The organism is Halorubrum sp. CBA1125, assembly GCF_009742825.1.
Taxonomy (GTDB): domain Archaea; phylum Halobacteriota; class Halobacteria; order Halobacteriales; family Haloferacaceae; genus Halorubrum.
In genome coordinates this window covers 1-10,068 of the sequence record NZ_WPCE01000108.1, presented here as the reverse complement: position 1 = coordinate 10,068, position 10,068 = coordinate 1, and the positions used below count along the sequence as shown (strand labels likewise).

Sequence of the window (10,068 nt, the reverse complement as noted above, 5' to 3'; positions counted from 1 at the left end):
GGGGAGGGATTTGAACCCACGGACCTCTACAGGAGCGGATCTTGAGTCCGCCGCCGTTTCCGGGCTTGGCTACCCTCGCACGCGGTCGGGCGTTCGGCGTCCCACCTCTTTACGGCGTCGGTTCGGCGACGGAGAGGCCGTGGGTGTCCAGCTCGATCAACCCCTCCGGCGTGACGTCGGCACCTCCGTGGAAGCCGTATCCCGGACACGAAATGCGTGGAAAATTTCTCGCGTGTTTCGTCGCGTCCGCCCCGTCACATCGCGATCATCGCGACGCCGCCGACGGCCAGCAGCGCGGCGACAATCCGGATCCTGAGGTACCGCTCGCCGAGGACGACCCCGCCGAGCACGACCGCGACGATCGCCTGTACGTTGACTACCGGCGACGCGACGCTCGCGGGTAGTTCCGCGAACGCGACCGTCGTGACGTACCTGCCGAACGCGGCGAGCGCGCCGATTCCGAGGAACACCGGGAGGTCCTCGCGGATCACGGGCGGCGGGTTTCGCACCGCCGCCGGGAGGAGCACGACCGTGATCCCGGCGAGCAGCAGCGGCACCCACAGCGTCTCTGGCACCGCCAGCTCCTGGAGCGCCACGCGCTTGCCGAGGTCGCTGACGGCGTAGCAGGCGGCGCTCGCCAACGCGAGCTGGGCGGGCCGGGAGTGGACCGCGCTGACCAGCGGCGCGAGCAGGTCGCCGGGCTCGTAGTTCGCGACGTAGACGGCGGCCGTGGCGACGACGACGCCGGCGACCTGCAGCGGCGTCAGCCGCGCGCCGAGCAGCAGCACCTCGAGCGGGAGCACGAACATCGGGACGGTCTTGTTGATCGGGGTGACGTACGAGACGTCGCCGGCGGCGAGCGCCCGGAGGAAGAGCACGAACGCGGCCGCGGTCGCGATCGCCGTGAGCGCGACGATTCCAGCCTCCGCCAGCGGGAGTTCCGCGGCCGGGCCCGTCGCGGTCGCCACCGCGTCGCGGCCGAGTCCCCGCAGGTCCGTCGTCGCGGCCGTCACCGGGAGGAACCACGCGATCGCGACGACGTTGATCCCGACCGCGAGCCCGGCCGGCGGGTACGCGGAGAAGCGCTGCTTGAGCACGAAGACGTACACCCCCCAGACGATCGCGGCGGTGATCGCGGCTGCGAGCCCGGCGTCCATCCGCTCGCACCGAGAGACACCGCGAGAAAAAAGCCTTTGATCCGGACGCTCGCCGTTCGTTCCGAACGCCAGGTCGCCGGCACGGGTCGGGAACATCGCGGCCGCGAAACGGTTAGGTCGGTCCCGACGCAACCGCCGCACATGGACGACCACACCCGCGATCCGGGCGTCGCCCCGCCGCTCGGGAACCCGACCGGGTGGAACGCGGTCGACGACGACGACACGAGCGACGGCGGCGGTCCCGGCACCGACGACAATTCCGGCACCAGCGACTCCCCCGACACCGGCGACAATTCCGGCACCGGCGGCGCCCGGATCGCGGGTGGGTACTGGGAACACGCCACGCTCCGGCGGGCGACCGAGCACGGCGTCCGGCTGTTCAACGCGGGTGCCTTCCACGAATCGCACGACTGCTTCGAGGACGAGTGGTACAACTACGGGGCCGGCACCGTCGAATCGGCGTTCCTCCACGGGATGGTGCAGGTCGCCGCCGGCGCGTACAAGCGTGTCGACGCCGGGAACGTCGACGGGATGCGGTCGCTGTTCGAGACGGCGTTGGAGTACCTCCACGGGGTCCCCGACGACTTCTACGGCGTCGACCTCGACGAGGTGCGGACGACGCTCCGGGCGGCGCTCGACGACCCGACCGCGATCGACGGGTGGGCGATCCCGCTCGACGGCGCCCGTCCCGAGGCGTACCCGGCCGACTACGAGTACGCCGAGCGGATCGACGAGGCGCACTGAGGCCGGCCCCCCAGGCGGACGGCGGCCCGAACGGCGGACCGATCCGAACGGCACTTACTCGCAGACGGCGTCGCTCGCGTATGGACGTTCACGATCTGGGAGACGGGGAACCGGAGGTGGCGGTCGTCGGCGCGATCCACGGCGACGAGCCGTGCGGCGCCCGCGCCGTCGAGCGGCTCCTCGACGCCGACCCCGCCGTCGAGCGGGCAGTCCGGCTCGTCCTCGCCAACGAGGCCGCCCTCGACGCGGGCGAGCGGTTCCTCGACGCCGACCTCAACCGGGCGTTTCCGGGCGACGCCGACGCCGACGCCCACGAGACGCGGCTCGCGGCCGAGGTGCTGGCCGCGATCGAGGGATGTACCACGCTCGCGATCCACTCGACGCAGTCGTACGCGGGGCCGTTCGCCGTCGTCGACTCGATGGACGAGGTCGCCCGCGCGGTCGCGCCGCACCTCCCGGTCGACGCCGTCATCCAGACGGACGCGTTCACCGAGGGGCGGCTCATCGAACACCCCCACACCATCGAGGTGGAGGCGGGCCTCCAGGGGAGCGCCGAGGCGGCCGACAACGCCTACTGGCTGACCCGGGCGTTCCTGGCGGCGACCGGCGTGCTCCCGGCGCCGGGCGCCGACGGCGTGGTCGACGCGGGCGGCCGCGAGGCGGTCGAGGTGTTCCGGCTCCGCGACCGGATTCCGAAGCCCGCCGCCGAGACCTACGAGGTGTTCGCGCGCAACTTCGAGCGCGTCGCGGCCGGCGAGCGGTTCGCCGCCGCCGACGGCGACGCGATTCGCGCGGACGAGCCCTTCTACCCCGTGTTGCTGTCGCCGTACGGCTACCGCGACCAGTTCGGCTACGTCGCGGACCGGGTAGGGACCCTGGAGTAGCCGCGCGTCCCGGGACCGGCCGCTCCGGTCACTCGACGAGTTCGATGGTGTCGTCGCCGTTCGGCACGACGCAGACGAACGCTCCGGGCTCGTCGCCCTCGTTACGGTACCAGTGTTCGACGCCGGCCGGGATCAGGAGCGCGTCGCCGGGGGAGACGACGTGTTCCTCGTCGCCGATGCCGACGACGTACTCGCCGGCGAGGACGTACTGCTCGTGTTCGACCGCGTTCGTGTGACGGGGGACGGCGGCGCCGGGCGCCAGTTCGAACCGACGCATCGCGAAGTGCGGAGCGCCGTCGGACGCGTCGAGGAGCACGCCCTTCGAGAGTCCCTCGGCGGCGTCGACCGGCTCGTACGTGACGGCGTCGCGGCGTCGCACGACCGGATCCGGGTCCGTATCCGCGTCCGGGTCCGTATCCGCGTCCGGATCCGTATCCGGGTTTGAGTCTGGGGCTCCGTCGCCTGCCGACGCGGCCGTCGCGTCTGTCTCGTCTGCGTCGCGCATGTCGATCCGTTGGTCCCCCGAGTATTTAACCGGTCACCGACCCAACCCGCACCCATGCGAGGAATCAAGGTCGGGAGCGCGTTCGGCATCCCGATCAGGCTCAACTGGACGTTCCTGATCATACTGCCGATTTTCGCGTACCTCATCGGCGGGCAGGTGTCCACGATCGTCGACGTGATGAACGAGGCGACCGGGATCGGCATCGATCCGGCGGCGATCGGGGGCGGATTCACGCCGTGGCTGCTCGGGTTCGCGGCCGCGGTCGGACTCTTCGTCGGCGTGTTACTCCACGAGTTCGGCCACTCGCTGGTCGCGATGCGGTACGGCTACGAGATCGATTCGATCACGCTGTGGCTGCTCGGCGGGCTCGCCAGCTTCACCGAGTTCCCGGAAGACTGGCGCCACGAGTTCTGGATCGCGGTCGCGGGGCCGATCGTCAGCGTCGCGGTCGGGATCGCCTGCTACGGGGTGGTGCTCCTCACGCCAGCGGGCGCGGACGCCTCCACGGGCGCGAACGCCGCGGCGTTCGTCTTCGGCTACCTCGCGGTGTTGAACGTGGTGCTCGCGGGGTTCAACATGCTGCCGGCGTTCCCGATGGACGGCGGCCGCGTCCTCAGGGCGCTCTTAGCGCGGAACCAGCCGCACGCGCAGGCGACCCAGCGGGCCGCGTCGATCGGGAAGGTGTTCGCGTTCTTCATGGGACTCGTCGGGCTGTTCACCTTCCAGCTGCTGCTCATCGTGCTCGCCTTCTTCATCTACATGGCCGCCTCGGGCGAGGCCCAGCAGACGACGCTGAAAGCGGCCTTCGAAGACGTCACCGTCGCGGACGTGATGACGGACCGCGAGGACCTCCACACGGTGACGGAGGACACCTCGGTCGCCGACCTGATGGACCGGATGTTCAAAGAGCGGCACACCGGGTATCCGGTCCTCGACGGGGACGACCTCGTCGGGATGGTGACGCTCGACGACGCCCGGTCCGTCAATGAGGTCGAACGGGACGCCTACCGCGTCGCGGACGTGATGGAGACCGACGTGGTCGCGGTCGAGCCGACCGCCGACGCGCTGACGGCGCTCCAGACCATGCAGGAGCACGGCGTCGGGCGGCTCCCCGTGATCGATCGGAGCGGCGAGCTCGTCGGGCTCATCTCCCGGTCGGACCTGATGACCGCGTTCAACATCATCCAGACGGGCGGCACCCCCCGGATGATAAGCGGCCGCCAGCACCAGCCCGAGGGCGGCCCCGGCGTGTTCTAGGCCGGATCGCCGCGGAATCCCGCCCGGCGTGGGGTATATACGCGTCAGCGGCCTACACCGTGGTGTGACACCCCGGACCATCCGCGCCCGCGACCGGCCGGTGTTCGGCGTCGACGTCCACAGCGGCGACGTTCGCGGCGACGACCCCTCCTACGCGCTCGTCGTCCTCGACCCGGTCGACGAGGACGACCCCGACGCGCCCGACGCGGACGGGCCACTGGCGCGGATCGACCGCGACGTGGTCTCCTTCCGGAAGCTCTGTCGGCTGATCGACGATCGGGAACCCCTGTTCGTCGCCACCGACAACGCCTACGAGCTGGCGGCGGACAAGAACGAGCTGGTGGGGTTCCTCCGGTCGCTGCCCGACGGCACCCGCCTCGTCCAGGTGACCGGCGCGGAGCGTCCCGAACCGCTCTCGCGGGTCGCCTCCCGCCACGGGATCCCGTACGGGAAAGAGCCGATGAAGGAGGCGGAGGCGGCCGCGCGGCTCGCCGCCGCCAACGTGGGCCACGAGGTGACGGCGTTCACCGACGAGACGAGGGTGAAGGTCTCTCGGGGGCGCTCGACCGGGAAGGGCGGGTGGAGCCAGGACCGCTACACCCGCCGGATCCACGGGAACGTCAAAAAGCGGACGCGGCAGGTCCAGTCGAAGCTCCGGGAGGCGAACCTCGAGTTCGACCGCGAGGTGACCGAGAAGTACGGCGGCTACGCCAACGCGACGTTCACGGTCGAGGCGCGCCCCGAGGAGATTCCGGTGTCGAACTCGCGGGCCGGCGACGTCCGCGTCGAGGTCGAGCGCGAGCGCCGTGACGGGATCGAGTACGAGCCGCTCGTGAAGCGGCGCGACCGGGTGATCGTCGGGATCGACCCGGGCACCACGACCGCGGTCGCCGTCGTCGGGCTCGACGGCACCGTCCACGACCTCTACTCCTCGCGGACGGCCGACACCCCCGCGGTGACCGAGTGGATCGTCGAGCGGGGGCGGCCGGTCATCGTCGCCGCCGACGTGGAGCCGATGCCCGAGACCGTCGAGAAGTTTCGTCGGTCGTTCGACGCCGCCGGGTGGTGTCCCACGACCGACCTGCCGGTCGACGAGAAGCTCCACCGGACCAGGGCGGCGAACTACGACAACGACCACGAGCGCGACGCGCTGGCGGCCGCGCTGTACGCGTACGACGACCACGAGGACCAGTTCGAGCGGATCGCCGCGAAGACCCCGCCCCGGCTCGACCGCGAGGCGGTGATCGCCGGCGTCGTCGCCGGCGGCGCCTCCGTGGAGGCCGTCATCGACGACCTCAGCGACGACGGCGGCGAGAGCGGCGACGGCGACGACGACGCCGCCGAGTCGGACCCCACGGAGCCCGAGCGGACCGAGGAGGAAGAGACGATCCGGCGGCTCCGCGAGCGCGTCGACCGCCTGACGTCACACGCCGAGTCGCTGGAGGACGACCTCGCCGAGCGCGACGACCGGATCGCGGAGCTGGAGGCCGAACTGGAGGAGGCCAAACGCGAGGAGCGCATCGAGGCGCGGACTCGCCGGGCCGTCTCCCGGCTGGAGCGCGAGACGGACCGGCTGGAGCGCGAGCGCGACGAGGCCGAAGCGCGCGTCGAGGAGCTGGAACGCAAGGTGGAGACGCTGAAGGAGCTGTGGCGGCTCGACCACTCCAACTTCGGCGACGTCGCCGAGGGACGCGGGCTGGTGAGCGTGAAGGTCGTCGAGCAGTTCACGCTCGACGCGCTCGACCGGACCGACGAGGCCTACGGGCTCGTCGCCGGCGACGTGGTGTACCTCCGGGACGCCTCCGGCGCCGGGCGGCGGACCGCGGAGCGGCTCGCGGAGACGGAGCCGCGGGCGGTGATCCGCGGCGACGGCAACCTCTCGGAGGTGGCCGACGAGGTGCTGTTCGACCGGGACGTCCCGGTCGTCCCCGACGACGCGGTCCCGGTCCGCGAGGTCGACGAGCTGGCGGTCGCCAGCGAGGAGGACCTGGAGGCCGCCGTCGACGACTGGGAGCAGCGCGCCGAGCGCCGGCGGCGGGACCAGAAGGCGGAGCGGATCGACCGGATCATCTCAGAGCACCGCGCGGAACGGCCGCTCCCCGAGACCGAGGAGTAACGCGGGTCGACGCGCGCATAGCGCGGACCCACACCCGAGTAGTGCGGGCAGGTCCGCGTTACGCGGACCGACGCCTCCGGGTTCCGCCAGGCCGTGCGTGCCGGAGATTCCCGCTCTGTCGACGTCCGACGACGCGGTTCCAGAAGTCATATGTCCGGGAGCGTACAGTCGAGGGTATGGACGCTCACGAGCTGATCACCCGGAACGCGGCCGAGGTGGTCACCGAGGCGGAGATCGAGGCGCTGGCCGACGACCCCGACGGGAAGCGGGCGTACGTCGGCTACGAGCCTCGGGAGTCCTCCACATCGGACACATGCTCACCGCGAACAAGCTCATCGACCTCCAGGAGGCCGGCTTCGAGGTGACGGTGTTGCTCGCGGACGTGCACGCGTACCTCAACGACAAGGGCTCGTTCGAGGAGATCCGTCACACCGCAGAGCGGATGCGCGACCAGTTCATCGCCTACGGGTTAGAGGAGTCGAACACGCAGTTCGTGCTCGGCTCAGACTTCCAGCTCGACGACGACTACACGCTCGATTTACACGCCTTAGAGCTGGAGACGACGCTCGCGCGGGCCGAGCGCGCGATGGCCGAGATCACCTCCAGCGACTCGGTGAAGGTGTCGCAGGCCGTCTACCCGCTGATGCAGGCGCTCGACATCCCGTACCTCGGCGTCGACCTCGCGGTCGGGGGGATGGAACAGCGCAAGGTCCACATGCTCGCGCGCGACGTGTTGCCGAGCATCGACCGCGAGCCGCCGACGAGCCTCCACACCCCCCTCATCGCCGACCTCGGCACGGGGCTCGGGAAGATGTCCTCGAGCGAGGGCGTCACCATCTCGATGGAGGACTCCCGCGCGGACATCGAGTCGAAGGTGAACGACGCGTACTGTCCGCCCACGGCGGATCCCGACCCGACCGACGACGGCGAGTCGCGGGAGAACCCCGTCCTCCAGGTGTTCGAGTACCACGTGTTCCCGCGGTTCGAGGCCGTCACCGTCGAGCGCCCCGAGGAGTACGGCGGGAACCTGGAGTACGACGCCTACGACGCGCTCGAAGCCGACCTGGAGTCCGGCGATCTCCATCCCGCCGACGCGAAGGGCGCGCTCGCGGAGTACCTCGACCGGCTCATCGCGCCGGGCCGCGAACAGCTCGCGGAGTAGGACGCGGCGAGCGACGCTCGCGGGACGCTCGGAAGCGCAGGAACTCCAGACCGCGGAGATCGCAGATCGCGGGAACGCGAGGCGCGCTACTCTTGGTCGAACTCCGCTTGGACGATCTCGAGGGCGTCCTCGCGGTCGTCCCAGTCGACGAACACCGCGACCGACGTCGCGCTCGTGATGAGGTCGATGATGTTGATCCCGGCGTCCGCGAGCGGGGCGATGATGTCCTGGATGACGCCGGACTGGTTGGGCAGCTCGCCGCCGGTCACCCGGATGACGGCGATCGGGTCGGCGACGGTGACCGACGAGAGCGCCTCGTCGGTGACGACCGCCTCGTGGAGCAACGCCTCGGCGGTCTCGGCGATGTCGACGTCGACGTAGAAGGTGACCGAGTCCATCCCGGAGGCGACCGCGTCGATGTTGATCTCCTCTTTGCGGAGCGCGTTCGCCAGCTGTGAGAGGATGCCGGAGCGGTTCCGGATCGCGCGCCCGGCGACGGTGAGACACGCGAGCGGCTTCTCGCGCATGTCGATCAGGCTCTCGAACTCGCCCTCGATGCTGGTCCCGCCGCGGAGCAGGTCGCCGTGCTGGTAGTGGACCACCCGGACCGCGAGGTCGTCGTCCTTGTACGACAGCGCCGACGGCGCGACGACCTCCGCGCCCCGGAACGAGAGGTTCCGCAGCTCGTCGACGGTGATCTGGCCGACGTTCCGCGCGCCCTCGACCACGCGGGGGTCACCGGTCATCACGCCCTCGACGTCGGTGACGATCACGACCTCGTCGGCGTCCATGTAGTTGCCGAGCATGACCGCGGTCGTGTCGGAGCCGCCGCGGCCGAGCGTCGTCACGTTCCCCTCGTGGTCCTCCGCGAGGAACCCGGTGATGATCGGGACGACGCCGTCCATCCGCTCGGCGATCGCCTGCGCGCGCCGCTTCGTCTCCGCGACGTCGACCTCGCCGAACTCGTCGGTGATGACCGGCCAGTCCGGGTGGCCGGGCTCGAAGAAGACTGCGTCGATGTCGCGGACCGACAGCGCCGCCTTCAGCATCCTGACGCTGGTGCGCTCGCCCATGGAGACGATCTCGGCGCGGTCGGCGTCGTCCGTCTCGAAGGTGATGTCGTCGAGGAGGTCGTCCGTGGTCGACCCCATCGCGCTCGCGACGACCGCGATCTCGTGGCCCGCCTCGACCGCGTTCGCGACCGAGTCCGCGGCGCGCTCGATCCGGTCGCCGCTCCCGAGGCTCGTCCCGCCGAACTTGGCGACTACGCGCATACGGCCACCCCCGCCACCGCTCTCGGCGCTCGGTCCGCGGTCTCGGCCGCCGACCGCCGGGTTCTCACGCGTCGTCTCGCCGCCGTCGATCGGTCGGGCGTCGCCCCCGAGGTGGATGAGTGATCAGTAGACATGCCCCCCCGTAGCGGAGGAAGCCGCATAACTGTGTCCTCTTCCACAAGGGTCGCCCGAACGATCGGTTCCGCCGAGAGCGCGGGCCGTCGCGGTCGGACGCCGGGATTTTTGCCGACGGCACCCCTCGGCCCGCCCATGCGCGCGTTCTTCGCCGTCGAGCTCCCGGACGCGCTCGCGCCCGCGGTCGCCGAGGTGCAGGCCGCATTCGGCGACGCGGAGGGGGTGCGCCTCACCGACCCCGCGCAGGCGCACTGCACGCTGCAGTTCCTCGGCGAGGTCGACGCAGCCGGGAACCGCGACGACGGCGGCGACGGCAACGGTGATGCCGACGGCGACAGCAACGGCGGCGGAAACGCCGGAACCGACGGGGACGACCGCGACGCGCCGACGCTCGACGCGGTCGTCGCGGCGGGCGAACGAGCCGTCGAGCGCGCTGCGGTCGAGCCGTTCGAGTGCGCGGTCGCCGGCCTCGGCGTCTTTCCGAACCCGGAGTACATCTCGGTCGTCTGGGCCGGCTTCGAGGCGGGCGGCGAGCAGTTGACCGCGCTCAACGAGGCGCTGACCGCGGAGACGGCGCCGCTCGGCGTCGAGCCCGACTCGCACGCGTTCACGCCGCACGTGACGCTCGCCCGGGTTGACGACGCCCGGGGAGCGGACGCCGTCAGGCCGGTCGTCAGCGAGCGACACCCCGAGATCGGCCGGTTCACCGTAGAGGCGGTCGAGCTGGTCGAGTCGACGCTGACGTCCGCGGGGGCGGTCCACGAGACGGTCGCCTCGTTCCCGCTCGGGTGAGCGCGCCCGCGGGCGCCGAAGAGACCGGTCGATCACTCCTCG

The 10,068-nt window shown here is 71.0% G+C and carries 8 protein-coding genes and 1 pseudogene; 6 read left to right on the top strand and 3 right to left on the bottom strand.

All coding sequences use genetic code 11. The features are described 5' to 3' along the window. Positions 1 to 254: 254 nt before the first annotated feature. Complete coding sequence (locus GJ633_RS10440) at positions 255 to 1,157, bottom strand: EamA family transporter (protein WP_156588783.1); 903 nt, start codon at positions 1,155 to 1,157, stop codon at positions 255 to 257. Between the two features lie 141 nt (positions 1,158 to 1,298). Here GJ633_RS10440 and GJ633_RS10435 point away from each other — a divergent pair, with 141 nt between their 5' ends. Together GJ633_RS10435 and GJ633_RS10430 are read left to right on the top strand one after the other, a co-directional pair. Further along, entirely contained in the window at positions 1,299 to 1,901 is a 603-nt protein-coding gene (locus GJ633_RS10435) for a DUF309 domain-containing protein (protein ID WP_156588782.1), read from the top strand. Between the two features lie 80 nt (positions 1,902 to 1,981). Then, complete coding sequence (locus GJ633_RS10430; RefSeq protein ID WP_156588781.1) at positions 1,982 to 2,785, top strand: succinylglutamate desuccinylase/aspartoacylase family protein; 804 nt, start codon at positions 1,982 to 1,984, stop codon at positions 2,783 to 2,785. A gap of 28 nt (positions 2,786 to 2,813) precedes the next feature. Here the strand turns inward: GJ633_RS10430 and GJ633_RS10425 are convergent, their stop codons facing one another. After that, positions 2,814 to 3,290 (bottom strand): cupin domain-containing protein, encoded by a 477-nt coding sequence (locus GJ633_RS10425; protein WP_156588780.1) that lies wholly within the window; start codon positions 3,288 to 3,290, stop codon positions 2,814 to 2,816. Positions 3,291 to 3,344: 54 nt separating this feature from the next. Between GJ633_RS10425 and GJ633_RS10420 the strand changes: the two genes are divergently transcribed. From GJ633_RS10420 to GJ633_RS10410, 3 genes and pseudogenes are all read left to right on the top strand, one after another. Beyond that, positions 3,345 to 4,547: a CBS domain-containing protein gene (locus GJ633_RS10420; protein ID WP_156588779.1), complete on the top strand. Its 1,203-nt coding sequence runs from the start codon at positions 3,345 to 3,347 to the stop codon at positions 4,545 to 4,547. A 64-nt stretch (positions 4,548 to 4,611) separates the two neighbouring features. Then, on the top strand, positions 4,612 to 6,663 hold the full coding sequence (locus tag GJ633_RS10415) for a DUF460 domain-containing protein (protein ID WP_321169016.1): 2,052 nt from the start codon (positions 4,612 to 4,614) through the stop codon (positions 6,661 to 6,663). 176 nt (positions 6,664 to 6,839) lie between these two features. Then, positions 6,840 to 7,825: pseudogene (locus GJ633_RS10410) on the top strand (tyrosine--tRNA ligase). 86 nt (positions 7,826 to 7,911) lie between these two features. On the opposite strand, the gene GJ633_RS10405 reads toward GJ633_RS10410, so the two are convergent. Next, on the bottom strand, positions 7,912 to 9,099 hold the full coding sequence (locus tag GJ633_RS10405) for an aspartate kinase (RefSeq protein ID WP_156588778.1): 1,188 nt from the start codon (positions 9,097 to 9,099) through the stop codon (positions 7,912 to 7,914). Positions 9,100 to 9,369: 270 nt separating this feature from the next. Between GJ633_RS10405 and thpR the strand changes: the two genes are divergently transcribed. Next, a complete protein-coding gene (thpR, locus tag GJ633_RS10400) occupies positions 9,370 to 10,026 on the top strand; it encodes an RNA 2',3'-cyclic phosphodiesterase (protein ID WP_156588777.1) in 657 nt (218 codons plus the stop codon). Positions 10,027 to 10,068: the final 42 nt, after the last annotated feature.